The sequence below is a fragment of the Nitrosomonas sp. genome (genome assembly GCF_024282095.1).
In the GTDB taxonomy this organism is placed as follows: Bacteria; Pseudomonadota; Gammaproteobacteria; order Burkholderiales; family Nitrosomonadaceae; genus Nitrosomonas.
Genome location: NZ_JAMWZS010000010.1, coordinates 1 through 21,834 on the forward strand (window position 1 = coordinate 1; position 21,834 = coordinate 21,834).

At 45.7% G+C, this 21,834-nt stretch carries 20 protein-coding genes; 7 read left to right on the plus strand and 13 right to left on the minus strand.

The genetic code is table 11. The annotated features are described in order from the left end of the window. The 5 genes from Q0K92_RS04490 to rplU all read right to left on the minus strand — a co-directional run. The coding region (locus Q0K92_RS04490; protein ID WP_297324612.1) for a heparan-alpha-glucosaminide N-acetyltransferase domain-containing protein at positions 1-842 on the minus strand (842 nt) is incomplete at its 3' end. A 47-nt stretch (positions 843-889) separates the two neighbouring features. Continuing rightward, positions 890-1,999, minus strand: a complete 1,110-nt coding sequence (gene proB, locus Q0K92_RS04495; protein WP_297324613.1) for a glutamate 5-kinase — start codon at positions 1,997-1,999, stop codon at positions 890-892. Next, a complete protein-coding gene (gene cgtA, locus Q0K92_RS04500) occupies positions 1,993-3,057 on the minus strand; it encodes an Obg family GTPase CgtA (protein WP_297324614.1) in 1,065 nt (354 codons plus the stop codon). The genes proB and cgtA overlap by 7 nt, the downstream gene beginning before the upstream one ends. Before the next feature lie 99 nt (positions 3,058-3,156). After that, positions 3,157-3,414 carry a 50S ribosomal protein L27 gene (gene rpmA, locus Q0K92_RS04505; RefSeq protein WP_297324615.1) on the minus strand — a complete coding sequence of 86 codons (258 nt, stop codon included), beginning with the start codon at positions 3,412-3,414 and terminating at the stop codon, positions 3,157-3,159. Between the two features lie 11 nt (positions 3,415-3,425). Next, entirely contained in the window at positions 3,426-3,737 is a 312-nt protein-coding gene (gene rplU, locus Q0K92_RS04510; protein WP_297324616.1) for a 50S ribosomal protein L21, read from the minus strand. A 156-nt stretch (positions 3,738-3,893) separates the two neighbouring features. Between rplU and ispB the strand changes: the two genes are divergently transcribed. From ispB to Q0K92_RS04530, 4 genes are all read left to right on the plus strand, one after another. Beyond that, the gene (gene ispB / locus Q0K92_RS04515) at positions 3,894-4,862 is read left to right on the plus strand and encodes an octaprenyl diphosphate synthase (protein WP_297324617.1); all 969 of its coding nucleotides are present in this window, start codon (positions 3,894-3,896) and stop codon (positions 4,860-4,862) included. 342 nt (positions 4,863-5,204) lie between these two features. Beyond that, a complete protein-coding gene (locus Q0K92_RS04520; protein WP_297324618.1) occupies positions 5,205-5,432 on the plus strand; it encodes a PP0621 family protein in 228 nt (75 codons plus the stop codon). Positions 5,433-5,685: 253 nt separating this feature from the next. Next, positions 5,686-7,089, plus strand: a complete 1,404-nt coding sequence (locus Q0K92_RS04525) for an ATP-binding protein (protein WP_297324619.1) — start codon at positions 5,686-5,688, stop codon at positions 7,087-7,089. Further along, positions 7,080-8,501, plus strand: a complete 1,422-nt coding sequence (locus Q0K92_RS04530) for a sigma-54 dependent transcriptional regulator (protein ID WP_297324620.1) — start codon at positions 7,080-7,082, stop codon at positions 8,499-8,501. The genes Q0K92_RS04525 and Q0K92_RS04530 overlap by 10 nt, the downstream gene beginning before the upstream one ends. A gap of 67 nt (positions 8,502-8,568) precedes the next feature. Here the strand turns inward: Q0K92_RS04530 and Q0K92_RS04535 are convergent, their stop codons facing one another. Together Q0K92_RS04535 and smpB are read right to left on the minus strand one after the other, a co-directional pair. Then, positions 8,569-9,582: a COX15/CtaA family protein gene (locus tag Q0K92_RS04535; RefSeq protein ID WP_297324621.1), complete on the minus strand. Its 1,014-nt coding sequence runs from the start codon at positions 9,580-9,582 to the stop codon at positions 8,569-8,571. A 59-nt stretch (positions 9,583-9,641) separates the two neighbouring features. Further along, positions 9,642-10,085 (minus strand): SsrA-binding protein SmpB, encoded by a 444-nt coding sequence (gene smpB, locus Q0K92_RS04540; RefSeq protein WP_110337790.1) that lies wholly within the window; start codon positions 10,083-10,085, stop codon positions 9,642-9,644. Positions 10,086-10,175: 90 nt separating this feature from the next. Between smpB and Q0K92_RS04545 the strand changes: the two genes are divergently transcribed. The 3 genes from Q0K92_RS04545 to Q0K92_RS04555 all read left to right on the plus strand — a co-directional run bounded on the left by Q0K92_RS04545 (position 10,176) and on the right by Q0K92_RS04555 (position 11,850). Next, positions 10,176-10,613 carry a type II toxin-antitoxin system RatA family toxin gene (locus Q0K92_RS04545; protein ID WP_297324622.1) on the plus strand — a complete coding sequence of 146 codons (438 nt, stop codon included), beginning with the start codon at positions 10,176-10,178 and terminating at the stop codon, positions 10,611-10,613. Further along, complete coding sequence (locus tag Q0K92_RS04550) at positions 10,600-10,920, plus strand: RnfH family protein (RefSeq protein ID WP_297324623.1); 321 nt, start codon at positions 10,600-10,602, stop codon at positions 10,918-10,920. Before Q0K92_RS04545 ends, Q0K92_RS04550 begins: the two co-directional genes overlap by 14 nt. Before the next feature lie 246 nt (positions 10,921-11,166). After that, entirely contained in the window at positions 11,167-11,850 is a 684-nt protein-coding gene (locus tag Q0K92_RS04555) for a response regulator transcription factor (RefSeq protein ID WP_297324624.1), read from the plus strand. A gap of 50 nt (positions 11,851-11,900) precedes the next feature. On the opposite strand, the gene Q0K92_RS04560 is transcribed toward Q0K92_RS04555, so the two are convergent. The 6 genes from Q0K92_RS04560 to Q0K92_RS04585 form a co-directional block, all read right to left on the minus strand. Next, the gene (locus tag Q0K92_RS04560) at positions 11,901-13,256 is read right to left on the minus strand and encodes a DUF6519 domain-containing protein (protein WP_297324625.1); all 1,356 of its coding nucleotides are present in this window, start codon (positions 13,254-13,256) and stop codon (positions 11,901-11,903) included. Positions 13,257-13,277: 21 nt separating this feature from the next. Next, positions 13,278-15,584 (minus strand): hypothetical protein, encoded by a 2,307-nt coding sequence (locus Q0K92_RS04565; protein WP_297324626.1) that lies wholly within the window; start codon positions 15,582-15,584, stop codon positions 13,278-13,280. 7 nt (positions 15,585-15,591) lie between these two features. Further along, positions 15,592-17,325 (minus strand): putative baseplate assembly protein, encoded by a 1,734-nt coding sequence (locus Q0K92_RS04570; RefSeq protein WP_297324627.1) that lies wholly within the window; start codon positions 17,323-17,325, stop codon positions 15,592-15,594. Between the two features lie 19 nt (positions 17,326-17,344). Beyond that, entirely contained in the window at positions 17,345-18,697 is a 1,353-nt protein-coding gene (locus Q0K92_RS04575) for a hypothetical protein (protein ID WP_297324628.1), read from the minus strand. Between the two features lie 152 nt (positions 18,698-18,849). Further along, positions 18,850-21,471, minus strand: coding sequence for a putative baseplate assembly protein (locus Q0K92_RS04580; RefSeq protein ID WP_297324629.1), 2,622 nt, complete (start codon positions 21,469-21,471; stop codon positions 18,850-18,852). Continuing rightward, positions 21,468-21,827 (minus strand): GPW/gp25 family protein, encoded by a 360-nt coding sequence (locus Q0K92_RS04585; protein ID WP_297324630.1) that lies wholly within the window; start codon positions 21,825-21,827, stop codon positions 21,468-21,470. Before Q0K92_RS04585 ends, Q0K92_RS04580 begins: the two co-directional genes overlap by 4 nt. Between the last annotated feature and the right edge of the window lie 7 nt (positions 21,828-21,834).

The window sequence follows — 21,834 nt, forward strand, 5'->3', positions numbered from 1 at the left end:
AAACCCAGTTCCAGTGCGACGTAAGCCAAGCTGGGCGGATATTTACTGATATGCAACCACTGCATCAGTGTGTTGCCTTCCAGGGTCATGAATAGGTTGCCGTAGCCATCAAAACTGCGGATGACCACAAACAAAATCAGCGCTGACACGCCGCTGACCATCAATAAACGTTCTACTGACCACAAACCAAGCTGCTTTGACGTTAATCGTTCACCGAACACCCAACCCAGCAGCATAATTCCTAACCACGGCAACGCAGGATATAACACGGTATAGGTTTCGCCGAATACCGGTGCAAAGGTAACTGCCAGCCATAATGGTACGTTACCACCCGGTTCCCACATCATCATGAGCAATAATTCACTGCCTGCAAGTATCAGTATCGCCAAAAAGAAAACCAAGCGCGTGCCCAGGCGTTGCAGAGGAACCATCAGCATCATGCTGATTCCGATGGCATACAACACTTGCAATATCATTTTTCCGGAAGCTAGCGAAAAAACACACAGATCGAGCAGTGCAATAAAAGCGCCGCGGAGTAGCAATTCACGATCCATCACGGCATCGCTGATGCCTTGCTGCCGGCGTTGAAAATTACTGATCGCAATAGATGTACCCGCCAGAAAAACAAATGTAGGCGCGCAGATATGCGTAATCCAGCGCGTCAGAAACTGATCGGTGGCAAACAGATCGCCGGGTTGATAGAGTAATACCGAATCAGCGAAAATTCGGTTCGTATTAAAAAACCATGACGCATGATAAGATGCATCGAAATCAGTGACAAATCCGCGTAACCAGTCGATGGCTGCGATACGTTGCGAGTTTTTATCGAATTGAATGGTCACGAATTTCTCCGAGCCAAATCAAATTTGTTGAACTTCCCCAGCCATATCTAAAGCAACACCAGATTATTTCTGTGAATTAATTCCGGTTCATCCACATAACCCAGTATGGCTTCAATTTCACTGCTGGCTTGTTTTAGAATTTTTTGTGTTTCCACCGCACTATAATTTATCAAGCCGCGGGCTATCTCCCGGCCTTCTTCATCCAGACAGGATACGGCTTCTCCGCGCTCGAATTCGCCGTTGACGCTGATAACGCCAATGGGCAACAGGCTTTTTCCATCTGCAGAAAGCGCTTTCACAGCACCTTGATCCAGCGTGACATAACCACGCACTTGTAAATAATCGGCCAGCCATTGCTTACGCGCCGCCAATACCGGTATCTTGGCGAGAAAACGCGTACCGATCGCTTCACCCTGGCTCAAACGTATCAACACATTGTCTTCACGACCAGAAGCAACAATGGTGTCTGCACCACTGCGCGCCGCACGCTTTGCCGCTGTCACTTTAGTTTGCATACCGCCGCGGCTGATGCTGCTGCCAACACCACCCGCCATCTTTTCAAGCGCCGGATCACCTGCATTCACTTCACTCAGTAATTTTGCATCCGGATTCTTACGCGGATCGCTGGTAAATAAACCCGCCTGATCGGTCAGAATAACCAACACATCGGCTTCAACCAGGTTGGTTACCAGCGCTGCCAGGGTGTCATTATCGCCAAAGCGAATTTCATCAATCGAGACCGTATCATTTTCGTTAATGATGGGAATGATATTGAGCTTCAATAACGTCGTGAGCGTTGAACGTGCGTTGAGATAACGCTTCCGATTGGACAAATCTTCATGGGTCAAAAGCACTTGCGCGGTTTGCAGGCCATGCTGAGAAAAGCTGGAGGCATAGGCTTGTGCCAGTCCCATTTGCCCAACCGCAGCCGCGGCTTGCAATTCATACAATGCGGTAGGCCGACTCTCCCAGTTTAAGCGATGCATTCCCTCAGCAATCGCACCCGATGAGACTAAGATGATTTCCTTGCCCATTTGCTCGAGGTTTGCGATTTGCGCTGCCCAGCAAGCCAGTGCGGCATGATCAAGCCCCTTGCCTTGATTGGTCACCAGGCTGCTGCCCACTTTGATGACGATACGGTGTGCTTGCTTTAACATGGATTGACGAGATCGTTTTCTGGGGTTTGACTTTCAGGTTGCGGTGGCAAATTCTGCTCCAGATAATCCATGATGGCATAGGTTAACAGCTTACAACCTTCACCTGTCAATGCAGAAATGACAAAATATTTGTCTTGCCATCCCAGTTTGTCGACAAATTGACGGCATAACTCAGCACGATTTTCTTCCGGCATCATGTCGATTTTGTTGAGTACTAACCAACGCGGTTTTTGATACAGGGATTCATCGTATTTCTGTAACTCTTTTACCAATGCATGGGCTTCATGAACAAGATCCGTGTCTTCATTCAATGGCATCATATCGATCACGTGCAGCAGCAACCGGGTACGTGTTAAATGTTTTAAAAACCGATGCCCTAATCCAATCCCTTCGGCAGCGCCTTCAATCAAACCGGGGATATCCGCCATGACAAAACTGCGATTCTGGTCAACTCGCACCATACCCAGATTAGGTTCCAATGTTGTAAAGGGATAATCCGCTACTTTGGGACGCGCCGCAGATACCGCACGAATGAGTGTGGATTTCCCGGCATTCGGCATACCCAGCAATCCCACATCCGCCAACACCTTGAGTTCCAGTTTTAGTTCAAATTCCTGTCCTGGTTCACCGTAGGTAAATTGACGCGGGGCACGGTTAGTACTCGATTTGAAATGCAGATTGCCAATACCGCCTGTTCCGCCTTTGGCCAAAAGTGCTTTTTGCTGATCGTGCGTCAAATCGGCAATCGTTTCACCGGTATTGATATCCTTAATGAGCGTACCAACCGGCATGCGCAACACGATATCTTCAGCACTTTTTCCATAGCGATCGGAACCTTGACCATTTTGTCCATTCCTGGCGCGATGAATGCGCGCAAAACGATAGTCAATCAGTGTATTGATATTACGATCCGCGATTGCAAATACACTACCGCCACGCCCACCATCGCCACCGTCAGGGCCGCCTTTAGGGATATATTTTTCACGCCGAAAACTGGCGACACCATCACCGCCTTTACCAGCCAGTACTTGAATAACCGCTTCATCAATAAACTTCATAAACCCTAGTTATCTATTTCCTACTATTTTATACGACCCTGCAAACAAAAAAGCCCCATCACTTTAGATAGGGCTTCTTGAATACGCTATGTTTATATTTTATGCCGGTGTTACACTTGCTACCCTACGTTTTAGCGCGCCCTTGATACTGAAACTCACTTTTCCAGTCACTTTGGCAAATAAGGTATGGTCCTTGCCGATACCGACATTTTCTCCAGGATGAAATTGTGTACCACGCTGTCTGACAATAATCGATCCGGCTGAAATCAACTCACCACCATAACGCTTAATTCCAAGGCGCTTGGAATGTGAATCACGTCCATTTCGTGAACTCCCACCTGCTTTTTTATGTGCCATTTATTTACTCCTTAAGCTGAAATACCGGTAATCTGTATTTCAGTGTAATTCTGCCGATGCCCTTGATGCTTTTGGTAGTGCTTACGACGACGCATCTTAAAAATGCGAATTTTATCGTGGCGACCTTGCCCCAGCACCGTCGCGCTCACTTTAGCACCATTGACGAGCGGTGTTCCCATCGATATTTTATCGCCATCCGCAACCATCAGTACCTGATCAATCACAAGCTCACTGCCGTTTTCAGCTTTAAGCTGTTCTATCTTCAGCCTCTCACCCACTTGAATTCGATATTGTTTACCACCGGTTTTTATGACCGCATACATAATTGACCCCACACTTCCCTTTTTACAGAACCGCGAATTATACATAAATAACCCTTGATTGTGGTAGAAAATTTAGATCATTTCAATCAATTTATCTTTATGCTTGACACTTGGGTGTTGTCATTCCTACCATAGCGTTTTCTGTAAGGTAACATTGTGTCAATCGAATATATTAGAAGTTTTATTGCTCAAGACATGAGCATCGTTGATGATGTCATTCGGGAGAAGTTACATTCTCATGTTTTACTGATTCGCCAAGTTAGTGAATATATTATCAATAGTGGAGGGAAACGCCTACGCCCTGCAATGGTGATTCTGTCCGCAGGCGCTTTCGGTTATTCCGGAAAATTTCATTATAACCTCGCCGCAGTGGTTGAATTTATTCATACGGCCACATTACTTCACGATGATGTAGTGGATGAATCCGAATTACGGCGTAACAAAGAAACGGCCAATGCATTATTTGGTAACGCAGCAAGCGTTTTGGTAGGGGATTTTCTCTATTCCAGAGCTTTCCAGATGATGGTTGAAGTTGGCGATATGCGTGTGATGCAAGTATTAGCAGATGCAACCAATACCATCGCCGAAGGCGAAGTACTACAGTTACTCAATTGCCGGGATCCGCATGTAACGGAAGAAAACTATCTGCAAGTCATACGGTACAAAACCGCTAAATTATTTGAAGCAGCCAGTCGATTGGGAGCAATTCTAGGGAATGCCACGCCGGCAGAGGAAGAAGCCATGGCGGTTTATGGCATGCATCTGGGCACTGCGTTTCAACTCATTGACGATATGCTTGATTATTCTGGCAATAATCAAAACATCGGTAAAAATCTTGGCGACGATCTGGCGGAAGGAAAGCCTACATTACCGCTCATCTATGCAATGAGAGTGGGCACGGCAGAACAAGCAAGTATTATCCGCAAAGCAATTGAAGACGGCGGGAAAGATGGTTTTCAGCCTGTACTCGGTGTCATTCAGCAAACAACCGCTTTAGAATATGCCAAACAATGCGCTGAAGCGGAAATCGCAACGGCTATTGCCGCGATAGCTTCTTTACCGGATTCGGAAAACAAAAAATGCCTGCTGCAGTTGGCCAGTTTTGCTATTACGCGCAACCACTAAATACCAGAAATTATTCGCAAGCTGGCCAATAACAACTTACAAATTGTACCAATTTAATTTATTAAATTGGGCAATCTTTATTTCTATCAAACATAAGAAACTTTCTCAAGCATCCTTGTCTCATCTGTAACACAATCAACATTTACACATTTAAACCTAATTATCAGAAGATTTTTCTCTGAAATTGTTTTCTCATTAAGCAGGCTATCACCACATTTTTTACTTAAAGGCAATTAAACCACGGTTAATCTGCAATTTGCCAGAGTAAAAAATTGTTATGCTTAAATGTATAGCGATGGCAAATAAAATTCTGATGAATGTCATATAAAAGAAATACCTGATATGGGCAAATTAATTTTTTACATCATCATAGCAATACTGGCTTACTGGATAATCAATAATCGCAAATCCAGAAAAGAAAAGAAAGAAACGCCTTTAGAGCCGATTGAAGATATGGTGAGCTGCACGTATTGCGGCATTCATCTGCCTAAAAGTGAAGCCATCAGCGACCGTAATCGCTATTTTTGTTGTACCGAGCATTGTCATCAACATACTAATTCTCCATCTTAAGTTAACCGTTGTGTCCATTCATTTATCACAAGCAAAACACTTAACGTTTTTACCACTGAATTCTGGAATCACGGCGCATGATGATGCTCATCAGTACTGGCGCTCTCTTTTTTATTTCAATAGTTATCGATTAGTGACTGGTAGTGCTCTGACGATCATTACATGGCAATTTCAGTTCGCCAGTTTCGGTTCATATCACCATCTACTATTTCTTTATACCAGCTTAAGCTACGCCCTATTCAGCAGCGTATCCATGCTGCTCATTAAATTACGCCGTCCCAATTTTAATTGGCAGCTCGCTATTCAGGTAATCGGCGACATAGTTTTTTTCTCTGTCATGCTGTATGCCAGTGGCGGGCTACAAAGCGGCTTAGGGGGATTATTGCTGGTATCGCTCGCCGGGGCGGGATTGATTAGCCGTGGCCGTATGGCGCTGTTTTTTGCATCCATTGCAACCATCAGTTTATTACTGCAAGAGACTTATTCCTTACTGATGGTTGATTCCTACACTGCCCAATACTCGCAAGCGGGTCTATTAAGCATGGCATGCTTTGCAGTGGCTTGGCTAGCACAGCAACTGGCAAAACATACGTTAGCCAGTGAACAACTGGCACAAGAACGTGGTATGGATCTGGCCAGCATGGCGGAAGTCAATCAATTAGTCATTCAAGATCTACAAGAAGGTGTGCTGGTCGTTGATAAACATGGCAACATCCGGCACCGTAATACCTATGCCGAAAAACTGCTTAACTTGGGTGTACCCACCCAGCACACTGAATTTCTCAAATTATCCGATCATGTGCCTGAAATCGCCAATCGGCTCACAAGCTGGCAAAGTAACCGTCATATCAGTTTTGAACCACTGCGATTAGATCACAGCAATACACTGGTTCGCACTCGGTTCTTGCCCATACAAGCGGATTTTCGTAATGGTGTTGTTATTTTTCTAGAAGATATGGGGCGCATACAAGCACATTTACAGCAATTGAAACTTGCTGCATTAGGTCGTTTAACAGCAAATATCGCGCATGAAATTCGTAATCCGCTGTCCGCAATCAGCCATGCCGCCGAACTTTTGCAGGAAGAGCGGCCTGCAAATCATACAGATACTCGCCTGGTACGTATTATTTGCGATAACACCAAACGCTTAAACAAAATCGTACAAGATGTACTGCAACTCAACCGACGCAATGTTTCAGAGTCAGAACTCATTGATGCTAATGAATTTATTAATAGATTCATTGAAGGCTTTTGTCATACCGAGCACATCAATACAAACGTATTCAGAGTAAATGCCTCGACAGATTATTGGATTAATTTTGACCGCGACCATTTCAACCAAGTCATATGGAATTTATGTTGTAACGCATGGAGACACTGTCGCAAACAAAGCAATAGTATTCACATCGAATTATCTGCCGGAGCAAACGAAAATACCGTTTACCTGGATATTATTGATGATGGATCGGGCGTTAAACCGCAGCAAACAAAACAAATTTTTGAACCCTTCTTCACGACAGCAACGAGTGGTACGGGTTTGGGTTTATATATTGCACGTGAACTGTGCGAAGCCAATCAAGCATCGCTGGAATATATCGAGAGCTCTTCGGGTGGACATCTTAGGATAATCTGCAAAGGCAGCCAACCATGCCGATGAATAAAGAACGAGTCATTCATCCACACCTGCATACACCCTCTCCCATTATACTCATTGTAGATGATGAGCCTGATATTATCGAACTACTTGAGCTCACATTAGCCCGTATGGGCATGGATGTTTCCAGCGCAAAATGTATCAGTGAGGCCAAAATATTATTGCAGTCACGGCAGTTTCAGTTATGCCTTACCGATATGCGTTTACCTGATGGGGATGGCTTGGATTTGGTTAAATTTATCGCCAGCCATTGTTCAAGCTTGCCTGTTGCCGTTATCACCGCATACGGCACCACAGAAAACGCCGTTGCGGCACTCAAAGCCGGTGCTTTTGATTATTTATCCAAACCGGTCTCGTTAAAACAGTTACGTGATTTGGTCAAATCAGCTTTGAGTCTACCACCCGTACTGACTGAATCCGCATCTGCAGCACAAATACAACCGAATCAACGCGTGTTACTGGGCGAATCCCAACCCATGTGCCAACTCCGCGCAACTATCGACAAGCTCTCTCGTAGTCAGGCTTCCATTTATATCTATGGCGAATCGGGCAGCGGCAAAGAGTTAGCAGCACGAATGATTCATGCAAAAAGCGCCCGGCACAAGCATACGTTTATTGCCGTCAATTGCGGCGCCATACCTGAAAATTTAATGGAAAGTGAATTTTTTGGCTATAAAAAAGGCGCCTTTACCGGTGCCGACAAAGATCATGATGGATTCTTCCTGGCGGCCAACGGTGGCACCCTGTTTCTTGATGAAGTAGCCGATTTGCCCTTGGCTATGCAAGTCAAACTGCTGCGCGTAATCCAGGAAAAACAAGTCCGGAGAATCGGCGATACCCAAGAAAAAAATGTTGACGTACGCATCATCAGCGCTACGCACAAAAAACTCAGCCTTTGCGTCGAAACCGGACAATTCCGTCAGGATTTGTATTACCGTCTGAATGTCATTGAATTGGATATGCCCGCATTACGTGAAATGCGCGAAGATATTCCGCTCATTGCGGAAGTAATCCTGGCAAAGTTATGCCAAGAAGCCGCACGCCCTCTATGCATTCTGAAAAAAGACGCGCTGACGATGCTGATGAACTATGAGTATCCTGGCAATGTCCGTGAGCTCGAAAACATACTGGAACGTACATTAGCATTTTGTTCGACGATACAAATCGGCAAAGAGGAATTACAACTACCTAAAACACAAAAAGAAATTTCACACATCACGGCGAGCGGACCATCCATTGATCCGGATCAAGGCGTGCCCTTGCAAGATTTTCTTGATCAATTGGAAAAGGATTCCATTATAAAAGCACTCAATCAAAGCCGCTTTAACCGCACCAAAGCAGCCAAAACATTGGGTATCACAGTCAGGTCGCTACGTTACAGAATGGAGAGGCTGGGACTGAATGAGCGGATGTAGATCGATGTAACAGTTCCCAATAAACCCGGATGATGCTATACCGACGACATCTCCGGGTTTATCAACATCAACGCAATCGGTGACTCACCCATAAAGACGCCGCGAACAGCAACATCGCTCCGCCTTGATGCGAAGCTGCCAAAGGAATCGGCACCACATGCAATAGCGTTGCTATACCCAGACTCACCTGTATCGCCAGCATCAGTAAAAACAGATTACAGGCAAGGCGCGTAGTACCGGATAACGCCACCTTACGTGATTTATACCAGAACAACGGCACTGAGAAAATCAATATCCACGCGATCAATCGATGATCAAATTGCACGGTGGTGATATTGTCAAAGAAATTACGGTACCACGGTTCCAGCACAAAGAGATCCGGTGGAATAAGGTGCCCGTTCATGAGCGGAAATGTATTGTAGGCCAAGCCCGCGCGAATACCAGCGACAAAACCGCCCGATAAAACCATGATAAAAATTAATGAAGTCAGACCGACAGAGAATCGCCGCAAACTTTGCATCATTTCATTCGATTGCGCGTTTTCTCTTTCCGGCGACAGCAATCCCAATGCAACCCAAAACATAGCGGCAAAAATGACAAATGCCAATCCCAAATGCGCAGTAAGCCGATACTGGCTGACATGGGGATCGTTAACCAACCCGCTCATCACCATGTACCAACCCATGAATCCCTGTAATCCGCCCAGTATGAATATTCCCGCCAATTTGATTCCCAATGACCGGTTTATTTGCTTTTTCAGCAGAAAATAAACAAAAGGAACAAAAAATGCCAATCCAATCAGCCGGCCAAGCACACGATGAAAATATTCCCACCAAAAAATACTTTTAAACTCATCGACACTCATGCCTTTATTGATTTTTTGATACTGAGGCGTTGCACGGTATTTTTCCAGTAACACATCCCAATCCTGCTGTGTAATCGGCGGCATCGTGCCCACAATTGGCTGCCATTCCACAATGGAAAGCCCTGAATCGGTCAATCGTGTCACACCACCCACCACCACCATGGCAAATACCATGGCACAACAAATTAATAACCAGATAGCAATCGATTTCTGCATAGTCGTAAAGAATAAAAGTTATTTCTGAAAGTTAATTCGAGCAATCATTGTCGATGGTTTTATTTAGCGCGCATCAAGCGTTGCTTGTCACGTTCCCATTCCTTCTGTTTCTCGGATTCGCGCTTGTCGTGCTGCTTCTTGCCTTTAGCCAAACCGATTTCCAGTTTGATCCTACCCGTCTTGTAGTGCATATCTAACGGAACCAGCGTGTATCCGGCGCGTTCAACTTTACCGATAAGCCGCTTGATCTCTTCCGCGTGCAGCAACAGCTTGCGTGTTCTGACAGGATCGGGATTAATATGCGTTGAAGCCGTTTTGAGCGGGCTGATATGGCAACCAATGAGGTATAATGCGCCATTGCGGATAATAACATAGGCTTCCTTCAATTGAGCCCGGCTATCGCGAATGGCTTTGACTTCCCATCCTTCCAGCACCATACCTGTCTCATACTTCTCTTCGATAAAATAATCGTGAAAGGCTTTTTTATTTTGTACTATACTCATACAGGAATGAAATGGGTGGGAATCACTAAAATTTCGTATATTTTATCAGTTTTTCAGTATTACCTCATGAACGTGGGGTGATTTACATTTATGGCAGAAATAGAAAAATCAGTCCTAGTTGAATATTCAGCAAGCCAGATGTTCGCGCTGGTTGATAACGTTAAGGAATATCCCACATTTCTTCCGTGGTGCGGCGGAACCGTGGTGGACCCTCAAGACGAAATAACAACGCATGCAACGGTTAAGATTGACTATCACCACATCCAGCACAGTTTTACCACAAAAAACAAGCGCTTTCCGCCGGATTTAATAGAAATGAGCCTGCTGGATGGCCCGTTTGAGCACCTTGATGGTTACTGGCAGTTCATCCCATTATCGGAAAACGCATGCAAGATAAAATTTCGATTACATTACACATTCTCACACAAAATTCTTGAAAAGCTCGTAGGGCCGGTATTTCACATGATCGCCAATAGTTTTGTAGAATCCTTCATTGAACGGGCCGAAACGATTTATGGCAAATCATGACAACATTTTCCAAATCGAAGTGACATACGCACTACCTCATATTCAAGTCCTCAAGAAACTCACTGTACCCGCTGATTGTACAGTTGAGCAGGCCATCATCCTTTCAGGCATACTGGATCAGTTTACCGATATTGATCTGACAACAAACAAACTCGGTATCTTCGGCAAACTGGCACAGCGCGATACCCGCCTGCAACCTCATGACAGAATCGAAATTTATCGACCACTGGTTATTGATCCTAAAGATGCCAGGAGGATACGCGCCAAGACAAAGCATATTCAACGCCAGCTGCCGCCTACCATTTAAGTAAGCTCCCTACCAGACAGTCATTCGTGTCTATTATTGTGGGGCTTCACTGAATACGCGAATAGTGCACATGTAATCACTCAGCAAATCATCACCAAAACATGATTTGACACGACGCATGGTAGCTTTGATGTTGAATTTATTAACAATTCATAAAAAAGATACAAAAAAGCACGCTTGTTTGCTCATTTTCTTATGCAACCGGTACCGTAACATACCGTCTACGAGCTACTCCCAAGAAAAATCATGAGTGATTCATCAAAAAAAACTATCCGAGTATTACTCATAGAGCACTATAGTATCGTGCATTATGGTCTGGAAATACTGATTAACAAGCAGCAACCGAAGATGCAAGTAGTTGGGAGCTTTGCTAATTGTACGAGCGCACTCCCCAATCTCGAAAGATTGTCGCCTGATGTCATTCTTCTTGATATGAATCTTAATTCTGACAAGGAATCACAGGCTATTTTGCAATTGATTACATTATCACACGCCAAGATCCTTATTCTGAAATGGATGCAAGACTCTGAAGCCTATGATAAAGCCATACTCGCCGGTGCCAAAGGTATCATTGAAAAAGAAGCCACGTTAGATACCATTCTGAAAGCCATTGAAAAAGTACATGAAGGTCAATTATGGCTGAATCAGACTTATATCAAAAAACTTATTGATCAGCTCTCCCAGCAGGCTTCCGAAAAGGATGTCCTGCAAGAAGAGAATAAAGTCGACAAACTCACCCCTAAAGAGAAAAAAATATTCTTCACCATGATAGAAAATGCCGGCGTACCCGCCAAAGTGATTTCCAACAAACTCAACATCAGCGAAAGTACGCTCCGCAACCATCTCACATCAATCTACGAAAAGCTTGAAGTCAGCAATAAGCTGGAACTGTGGAGTTATGTACATAAGCACAAACTAAAGCAGAAATAATGACTTTATTTGTATTAATTTATTAGTTATCTGGATAACCTGTTTTTTCATCACTCAGGTGAGTTACAACTATTATTAAGTGGCTCAAACCTGCAGCGACAATCGGGTGACTTACTCTGATCCATATTAAGAATTGCAAGTGGTGCATAATGATGCTGGACACCCAAAGGTTCTCTCTCTTTTGAAATAGGATTTTTATTACCAGATTCCATATCTACAGGCCATTCGATATCACCTGTAGCAACTCGAGCAGGAATGAGCCAATAATCTCCTGTTCGATATTGATGAGGACCTCCACTAGCAGGTACGAATTGAATCTCGATACCATTTTCGATTTCTATCCAGTCAGCTTCATTTTTCCCTTCTGTGATAGGAATTGTCCCTGCAATGAGCTTACTCTTATCACACTGATCCCAGCGCCGTACTTTGGTGGGCCATATTTCGTTATTTTTTTTAATTTCTTCCGGTTTAAATTGATCAATTTCCGATTCAAAGATAAAACGATTGCCATCGATTTTAAGCAATTTTACTAAACTACCCGGTTCTCCACGCAATTCCTGTTCATCATTGCTCAGTTCAACCCAGATTTCCGGTTCAAAGCCCAATGTTTTTTCAACTGTCAATTCTTTACCTGAAGATGACAACACTTTACTGACTACCGCACCATTATCCCTTGACCATTTAAAAGTTACCGCATTTGTTTCACTTTTTTCACCATCTTTATGCCCTCTGTGAATTTCAATGCGATAAAGCTGATTTTCCTGGCCGCGATATTTCGCATCGGGAGCAACCAAACAAGGATTCGTTGAATTTTTCTGAGGAGTAACGCGCGCCCTCAATGATCCTCGGTTAGCAGGTTGCCAGCGGCCTGCCCACCTATCCCAGTTTTTCGACACAGTCGTACAATCATCAGTTAGATTCAGACTTTCGTCACCCTTGTCCACCTTTACCTGACAGACTACTTTAGTACGCGTTGCAGTATCCGGTCCGCCAAGCGCCTTCTCACGGATATCATCGTCTTCCAGCGCAGTAATATGGCGTTCCCAGACATCCAGGTAAACCAGATATGGACCAGCACCATCAAGCTCGGGTGGATTGGGATAATCTTCTTGTTTTTTATAAGTAATGTCATCCGCATCATTTTCACACAGAATACCGTCGACATAGTAACGCCCTTTCCCGATAGAAAAATCCCCGTTGTCGATCGGCCCTACTTCAAATCCAGCTGAACCTTCCGGGCCAGCAAATGGCCCGATCAAGTCGGTGACAAGTGTACGGAGATAATGCAGCAGGATAGCAGCTTGCTCGTTCGTATCGGCATCCAGCTGCACACGCCCTTGTTGTTGCAGTACGCGGCTGAAATGCTTAAGTGAATTAAATGTATCTCTTGAAAAATCACCTTTCATGTTTATTCTCCTGATTCTGATTTAGCTGGCAAAAATAATACTGACATCCGACCCTGCAGGCACATACTCATCCAAACGGATACGCAAATTCGCCTCGCGCTGTGGCTGAAATAGGTGATGAAAAACACCCATCTCCGATTCATCATCCGCGCCGCGTTTAATCTCTTGCGCGCAATTCAATGCCAATTGGCAATATGTCGGCATACCATAATGCACGCTATCGAACAGCGGCTTAACACGAATTCGCTCACAGGATTGCGCTGTCTTGATTTCGCTGGTAGTTAGTGGATTTTTTGCGTATTTGCGAAGATTTTCTTCAACCTGATGCTCCGCTAGATCGGGCTGGCACATATAGCGTGGTGGTGTGCGCGAATCCGGCGTCACATAACTAAATCGCATGCAACCGTATTGTCGCCGCGCAACGGTAACAAGCCCTTCAAAAATGCAATTCTCACCTAATTCAATCGCATGTACTTGCACCTGACCAAACACCGTACTGCGCATCATTGTCAGAACCGCATATCCAACCGGGCAACCTGGACCGCCGATCGCTTCCTGATCGCAACTTGTTGCATCGACAATACTGTCGCTGATACATAACCGGATTGGATCAAGTTGGATGGCTATTTCCACACCTTCACACCGTGCACTCTGAACTTCATGCGCTTCACTGTGATTTTCCTGCTCGTCCTCTTCTGGTATTTCTGAATATGACTCCGGATCTTCATGCGATTCCGGCACAGTCGGATTGATCTGAATTGAACCGAGAATACTGTGTTCAATGACAACACAAGCATTCGGACTAAAAATTTCAAGCGATGGCTCAGTGGGGCACTCGGGTTGGCAGTCACAATCCAAACTCCAGCCCGGAACCAACGTGGAGTGGCGAATAGTGACTTGTTTCAGATTATCGCTTAATTGAATCCCTCGACCCGTTACCATGACACCATCCAGAGAAAAATGCTCGCCTGATTTGCCGATAATCGTTAAAGCATCAGGTTGATTGGTTTGCCAGTCCAGCAATCGAATTACCGGACGTTTTTCATTGGCTGCCCGTAATTGGAGGCTCTGATGACCTTCAGCGAACTCAATTTTGATCGGCTCGACATACACACGACTATCGCCAATCTCAATAATCGCATGCGCCGGCTTCGCTTCTTCCCATTGCTGGATAGCTTCAGCAATCGTTTTATATGGGCCTGCAGCTTGGTTAACACGATAAACTTTCGTATCGACATGCTGGAGCAATTGACGGTCATACTCACCACCACCGATATCTGCGCCAAAACCATAGTGATAGCTAACCCACACACCGTTTCTAGGTATTTGCTGAGGCGAAAAGGCAATGCGTCCTAGCACAGAATCGATGGCTACCGAGTTACGGCTTGGAAGATACTGCCATCCGCTTAAATCTGCTGGAATTATTTTGTAATGCAAGGGTTCAAGTTTTATATCATTCGATTTGCCGCGTTTAACCCCAATCCAGATATAAAAACTGCTGTCCTTTCCATTGCCATAGAGTTGATCTGTATGTTTTGCAAGGACACTGCGACGCATCGGCACAGGAAGATTAAATTCATCAGCGATATGAGTAGGATCTGTTTCAGGCTCCGGGTTGATAAAAAGCGGAGTGTCATTACCTAATACATTGAATGTAAAACAATGGGGGGATTTCCCTTCCACGCAATAAGCTTGTGTTTGCGTAACCGAATAATGCTTAAGTCGCCAGACAAATACACCGACACTCGGAATATTATGGCAACCAACTGTCAGGTTGGAATTGATTCTGCGCACATCCACCGTACGCGCCGATTCATCGAAAGGACTACCCAACATTTCTAACCGATGATGATTACGCAGATTGACTGTTTGCCCACGCTCCAAATGTAAGTGATTCAACGATTGAGTCCAGCCAAGCAATTGATAAAATTCAACCGCACGTGCAGGCCATCCTGTCATATCGTTTGCCAATAATTCCAGCAAAGCCAACGTACCCTTACGCTTGCGATACCGAATAGTATTGGCGACCTCTCGCCGCGGGATCAATATTTTGTTACGTAATTGACCATGCTTTGTTTTTATATCCGCTGGTTCACCGGCTTCGTGTATGAGCTGATAACCTATCAAATCCGCGATATACGGTACCACCCAATCTTCGCAAGTCTCGATAAACCAATTTTCATACAGTTGGGCGATATCAGCTTCGACCAGATTAACCTGTTCACTAATCACCTGCAGCAAGGCTTTGAGCGGTTCACCCTGTTCCGCATCGCGAATGCGATAGATAGCGGGGAGTAATTCGTAAAGCCGGTCTGGATTTGTGTTCATGATAACCTCAGCTTATTTGATTCAGAATCAGGGTTTCAGGGACCTCGGGTGTTATGAAGGCGAGCTGTGCCGGCAACGCTGATCCGGTTCTTGCCAAATTCACTGGGATGCGGGAATCCGGACGTGGTTTCAGTTTACCGCTTTCATCAAAACCCATTTTTTTAACAATACTGGCTATATCTGTCGGAGTGCACAGTTCTCTTTCTTTATCTTTTTCGTCTCTAACAATCTTTTCAGGTAGACCACCGAATATATTCACATCGACATACGCAACTCCAGAAACGGCTTGCATCACACTAATCACCTCGCTCAGCAGCACATCCTGCCCCAATTCCCGCCGATCAAAGCTGAATGCATCCAACAAAGTGGCACGCACTTTGTCAACCACAGACTCCCATTGGTAGTCTGGCAGAATGCAAATACCAGCACTGATGACGATGAGCATAAGCTCACGGATTTCGAGTTCAATGGCTTGATAAGGGTCGCCGCAGTCCAGCAACGCTTGCTGCAAGTTGCGGTATAAGTCGGAATCACGATCAATCGGAATGTCATTCGCGCCGGCGATAGTGATGTGCACCAATTGCCGGCGACCATCCGAAAGCTCCACGGCACATGCCTTGCCGATTCCTGCGAAAACACGAACAAAGTCCTCATAATCCTGTACCGATACCAGCCGGTCGAGTGCTTTGACCGCCAGGGGCACATTCCTGCGAGCCTGATCCCGAGTTTCTTTATCCGCACCGCCGGAAGCGCGCAATGGATTGATGACTGCTTTGACCCCTAAAGGCCGGGTTGTTAGCAGCGAAATTTGCTCGGCCTTAACATTACCGGCTTTGCCGATACCGTTACGGTATTCCGCTTTAATATTTTCGACACCGGTTGGTAGCCGTGCCCCCTCACTGCCATTGCCGAAGACTACGGCGGTTTTACCCTCATCGTCGGTTTTGGTAGTAAAGTTACGAGCGCTCGAAGGAAGGTCGACCAAGGTATTGGTTTCGTGCCACTGAATGTCATTAACATAGACTTTTAAAGTACTGTCTACACCTGTGGAATTGGAAGCAGAGACATAAGTTAACGGCGGCTGCTTGAGAACGAATGATTGCAATGCCTTGGCGCCATCACCGCTACCTAGCACTTCTTTGCGTGTTTCGCCGTGAGTGGCTTTGACGACATTGCCGTGGATGGTAACGGTGTCGCGTTTGAAGCAATAAGCAAGTTTGTCGGCAAGCTTAATAAATGAATGTATTTTATCGCCGGCGAGCGAATTGGATTGATCATCTGATAACTGAACATTTTGCGTGACAGTTGAAAGCATCGCCAGCTCGCTGAATCGAACACCACTGGTTCCGGGAATATCACGCTCGCCGGAGACAATGACCCAACGACCGGATTCCAGTCCTTCATAAAATCCGTCGAGCTCAATCAGTTGCTCTGTACCGCCACAGACATTTTCTTCGACGGGTTCTTCTGCGAGCTCAAGTTCTTCACTCTGAGCATAGACAACAGTCCCTCGTATGGTGCTGAATGGCTCATTCGACGGAACAATCCATTCCTCTCCTTGAGGAAGCGTAATTTGAGTAGACTTACCACTAATCCCATATGCTGCGAGTGACGCATGTGTAACTTGAGAAGGTTTCGTAATTATCTCTTCCTGACCGGGTTTAATGATCACAACCCAATTGTCAGCAGCTATATCGTAATCGCCATCTAAAGAAAGAAGATTCGGTGTGTGTGGATTCATACGAAGCACCTTTTATAAATTAATTAATATTAATAACCGGTTCTACTTCAATGTGGAGTTCGTAGTTTGATTGACCACCTGGACCAGTTGCAATTAATGTAACAATGTAAGTTTTTACATCGGTGAATACTTGCTGATTTAAGTTCCAGTTACGAGAAATCTCTACGTTATCGATCATCCAAACAACGCTTTCGATAATGCCACTTGATTCATTCGAAAAGTTAACTGTTAGAGGAGAGACTCCACTCGTAGAATCTGCACTAAAAGATGCTATCGGTTGGTTATGGTTTATTGGGTTTTCGGTCGCCCATTCTGAATATTCCATGACTTTAGTATTCTCATTAAGACGTATAGGGCGTAATGGTGCGTTGTGGCCGAAAGAGGCGGCTTTTACCCCTAACGCATATACTTTGATTGTACTTTGAGGCGTCACATTAGCGTTTGCTGTGGCTGTAGCGAGAGTGTCCTGCAATTTTGGAGAGAAAATCTTCGCTACGGCATAAGCAGTATCTGTTACCGCGCTGAACTCGATTTTATCCACTGCACTTGCATTATTACTGGCTTCCTTCTCCATTTTACGAGCTCCACTGAAAGAAGAAGGAGGAAGAGAAAAGGTAAAATTACTAAAGCCGAATTGTTCATTGAGCATTCTTGGCAATCGGAGCCTGTTAGAAACCTGAACAGTAGGTTGTTCTACAAGTTTTCCAATGACTATCGCTGGATCAGCAAATGTAATAGGAGGAATTTCTTTAGCCGTTTGTAATATAACAAGTGTACGATTTGCTGCAGGTTCTGGTTCAACCGCTTGCACTTGGTAGAGTTCGGGCCCCTTTAGTTGATCATTTTTTTCATCTATGAGGCCAAAATCGATGAGCAATGGATCATTTGGTTTAAGATTTGTGCTGATCCCTTTCAGGTAAATCCGCGGCCCCTTCGGATTATTAATTGTGGTCTGAGTTTGAGGCTGCGTCATCCTTGGCTTCAAATCATTCCATTGCGCTCGCGCTTTCAGATCCTCACTGATCTCAAAAGATTGTGGCAGATCACCCGGTCCCGGTATGCTCTGTGACCTAGCACCCTTGGGAATAATAGTTTCTTCTTTGAAGTTATCATCGATGGTATATGCCAGATACACGCTCGATGCGACGCCAGGGCGCGGTTGATAGCCGACCAAACGGCCCAATTCCAGTACCGAACGTCGTTCGGTCGCGGTGCGTAGAAAACCTTCATTGACGATACGTTCTTGATAAAAAGTCAGCACATCGGCAACGGTCGCCCAGGCATCCATGATCGCAAGCGAGAAATCGTCGGCTTCGCGACTGGTAAGCCGCGCAAGCTTGAGATAATTGCTACTCGACAAGCGCGCTTTCATGGTTTCCAGAAAAATCGCGTGAGTACCCATGCGGTAGGACAGAGCCGCCAATCCGGGTCGATTGGCTGTCGGTCGCGGCGTCAAAGGCTCAATGCCTACGCAGCAACCGCAGGCTGCAGCGTTGCATCCGGGCTTACAACAGCAATCCGTATTCATCGTCCTCCCCTCATATCAAACTTGATCAAGCCATTCTCGGGAAAACTGGGGTCATTATCCAGTCTGGCAATCTCCAATGGGCCAAGCGGTAACACACCGTTTTCAATTTCATTGTTTGTGGGCTCAAACAAACGTTGCAGTTTTTGAACCACTACGCTTTCCACACCTTGAATCTTTTGTGCTTCCGCCACTAATGTACTGAGGTAAATGTCATCGCTAAAAGTTAACCGATCAACATGAAACAGACCCAATTTGCCATCGGTTAACCGGCGGTTACTAAAGACATCCAATAATTCAGCTTTAATGTGGCCACGCAGATAATTAGGCAATACACACACGGTCAATTCGATATCCAGCGGTACACGCCGCGCTGCCGCTACGGTCAAATCATGATTAATGCGGCGATAGCGGTATAATCTACTGTTAATCTCCTCCAGAAGATCCGGATCAGCTTCCTCTCTACCCAATGGATCGATAGCCACCAGCACCTCAAACCAACTGCCATTCCAACGCAAAGTCGTCGCAGCACGCTGTACGCGATGACTGAATTCGCGCATGACGATCATGGTGTAATCGTCCGCTGTAATGGCTCTTTCCTGCCGCTGCTTAAATGCGTAGGGCGCAAAAAGCTTGGCTTCCGCTAATGATTCAGGCGCCATCCCTCCTCTCGCCGCTAAAGGATTTCGAACCGAACGGATACCACCGCTTAACATGGTCTTTCGTGTAACCAGGTGAGTGATTGAATCTGCGCCTACATTACCAGCCGCTCCGTTTCCTACGCGATACGTTGCATGGAAGCTTGTACCGGCCTGCGGCTGCTGTCCTAATTCATCATTACCAAAGCGTAAACGTGCGCGTTGATCGTTTTCCATTTCAACCACAAAATGTGGATCCGAACCATTACTGGTCAATAAATCCTGTTGCGGAGTCCATTCAATATCACCGGTTGTTAATTGCACTTGGGGCAATGCTCGCCGCACATCTTGAAGCAGCATCTGTGATGCCGCGATATTCGGTGCCAACGGTTCACTGAAGGTCAGTGGCGCTTTCTTTAGATAAGGGTGGTACCGTTCCGTTATCTGGACAGTTTCCGCCACATAGCCGGTGCAGTCGCATACCTCGATAGTTTCCTTGGGTAAAACAGGATCCCAACCTTCGCATTCACGTTGACCGTGATCAACCAGAATCAGATTGCCTCGCGCCACACTGATATTTTCAATCATCGTACATTCCGGCGGTGGCCCCATCGCTGAAAGACACAGCGAAAATGGCAAGGCATCTTCGTCGGCCCAAGTAATCTCCGTTAACTTTTGTTCGGGACACAATGGATCAATCATGTGCTTGACTGCGGTTAACCTTACAGGGTGCCGGTGTCTGGGATCGGCATCTGCTTTATTGTCTGTTTTTGGGCCAATGATTTCCTCAAAAATCAGCACATCACCGGATTTAAGGTGGAGCTTGGTTGGTTGCTTACTTTTCCAAGAAGCCGTCGCTGCAGAAGAATCTTGATGGTTTGCGGTGACCGTATTGTCTTGTGCCAGCACATGCGACATCGCATGCTTTTCCACCGTTGCATCGCATGGATCGATCGGTTTGTCCGGCTGCTCCGGCTCAATCCATTCACCGATCAATGTCGCTGTCGTTGTTCCACGCGGCAGGCAGCATTCCTGATCACGCCAGGTATAAAAATAAATTTCATGGTGATCCTGGTAAAGTTCGATTTTGCCTTTAGCCATCGGTTCAAAAACTTCGTAACCACCGGTAGTCTGGCGGGCTAATTCATCCTTTTGGATGGTGGACGCAATCCTTTCCAATGTGGTGATGAAATAGGTATCATCCGGATTATCCGGGTCATTATTAAGCGTCAGGTCATTTTCCGTTTCCACACATACCCAAGTCCTGGCATTGCAGCCTTCATGCAATACATAATCCACCAATCGTGCATGACGACGGACGGAAACCCGCTGCCGCGCGGTATCAAGATAGGCTTCTGTTGCGACCGCATCCTGATAATAACTAAGATGATCACCGGCATACGCAAGCACTTCCACCAACGTGATGCCGAGATCCGGCACATGGCGCTCGCGCCAGTCCGGCATCACCAGCGCCAACCGATCCAAAATCAACTGGCGGAAACTAGCGTAATCCTTGGCAAGATAATTGATAACCGGCTCCTCTCGTTGCTCCGGTGGGCACACTATTTCCTGCTGACAATCGAGATCACTGGGGCAATCTGCCTTGAAACTGAACGCAACACGATCATAATGAGGATCAAACAAGGGATGCGCTTGATACTTGCCTGCTTGATCGCGAACCACCATGCGCAATGTGTAGGTCGAAAAATCGCCTTTCACATCGGTTGAAACTTCCATGGTATCGTCCAAACCCACCGTCTCACTGCGGTTGACTGAAACCTTGATAATTCGAATACCTTGAATGCGTCGACCACCTTCAATGATAACGTTGGACTCATCCAATGAAATGGGCACTTTACCCAGAAAGTGAACCATCAAAGTACGTTGATCCGATTCGATCTCCACATAATCCAATCCATACAGCTCTGAATGTTCACGAACTTCTATGCGGCGTTTTTCTTTCGAGCAAATCAGGCTACTCACGATGTACTCCTCGAAAAAGTTTCAACACGTGTTTGCTGTGAACGGCGCACTTGATACTTGACAGTCACCTGCAACGCGGTCTCATCACTGGTGACTTCAACCATTTCCACCGTGATCACATCACCCAACCACTGCTGCAACCCGGCTTGAACGGTGAATTGCACCGTGGCCGCCAGTTCAGGGCTATTCGGTGCAAAAACCAGTTGTAACAAGCCGCTGCCAAAACTCGGACGATTGACCCGTTCACCGGGGTTGGTAAATAAAAACTGTTCGATCATGTCGCGAATGTGATCGTCATCACCAGTCGTCGCAGTACGTCCGAGATGGTCGAAGTGGAAAGGAAAGTCGATATTCATAGTTCTC

Bases quoted from the DNA above. Each gene is read 5' to 3' on its own strand.
- Q0K92_RS04530 (WP_297324620.1), top strand. From the start codon at position 7,080: ATGCCGATGAATAAAGAACGAGTCATTCATCCACACCTGCATACACCC.
- Q0K92_RS04545 (WP_297324622.1), top strand. From the start codon at position 10,176: ATGGCAGAAATAGAAAAATCAGTCCTAGTTGAATATTCAGCAAGCCAG.
- rpmA (WP_297324615.1), bottom strand. From the start codon at position 3,414: ATGGCACATAAAAAAGCAGGTGGGAGTTCACGAAATGGACGTGATTCA.
- Q0K92_RS04570 (WP_297324627.1), bottom strand. From the start codon at position 17,325: ATGAATCCACACACACCGAATCTTCTTTCTTTAGATGGCGATTACGAT.
- Q0K92_RS04535 (WP_297324621.1), bottom strand. From the start codon at position 9,582: ATGCAGAAATCGATTGCTATCTGGTTATTAATTTGTTGTGCCATGGTA.
- Q0K92_RS04575 (WP_297324628.1), bottom strand. From the start codon at position 18,697: ATGAAAGCGCGCTTGTCGAGTAGCAATTATCTCAAGCTTGCGCGGCTT.
- Q0K92_RS04550 (WP_297324623.1), top strand. From the start codon at position 10,600: ATGGCAAATCATGACAACATTTTCCAAATCGAAGTGACATACGCACTA.
- Q0K92_RS04525 (WP_297324619.1), top strand. From the start codon at position 5,686: ATGCTGCTCATTAAATTACGCCGTCCCAATTTTAATTGGCAGCTCGCT.
- Q0K92_RS04565 (WP_297324626.1), bottom strand. From the start codon at position 15,584: ATGAACACAAATCCAGACCGGCTTTACGAATTACTCCCCGCTATCTAT.
- rplU (WP_297324616.1), bottom strand. From the start codon at position 3,737: ATGTATGCGGTCATAAAAACCGGTGGTAAACAATATCGAATTCAAGTG.
- proB (WP_297324613.1), bottom strand. From the start codon at position 1,999: ATGTTAAAGCAAGCACACCGTATCGTCATCAAAGTGGGCAGCAGCCTG.
- Q0K92_RS04585 (WP_297324630.1), bottom strand. From the start codon at position 21,827: ATGAATATCGACTTTCCTTTCCACTTCGACCATCTCGGACGTACTGCG.
- cgtA (WP_297324614.1), bottom strand. From the start codon at position 3,057: ATGAAGTTTATTGATGAAGCGGTTATTCAAGTACTGGCTGGTAAAGGC.
- Q0K92_RS04560 (WP_297324625.1), bottom strand. From the start codon at position 13,256: ATGAAAGGTGATTTTTCAAGAGATACATTTAATTCACTTAAGCATTTC.
- Q0K92_RS04520 (WP_297324618.1), top strand. From the start codon at position 5,205: ATGGGCAAATTAATTTTTTACATCATCATAGCAATACTGGCTTACTGG.
- Q0K92_RS04555 (WP_297324624.1), top strand. From the start codon at position 11,167: ATGAGTGATTCATCAAAAAAAACTATCCGAGTATTACTCATAGAGCAC.
- smpB (WP_110337790.1), bottom strand. From the start codon at position 10,085: ATGAGTATAGTACAAAATAAAAAAGCCTTTCACGATTATTTTATCGAA.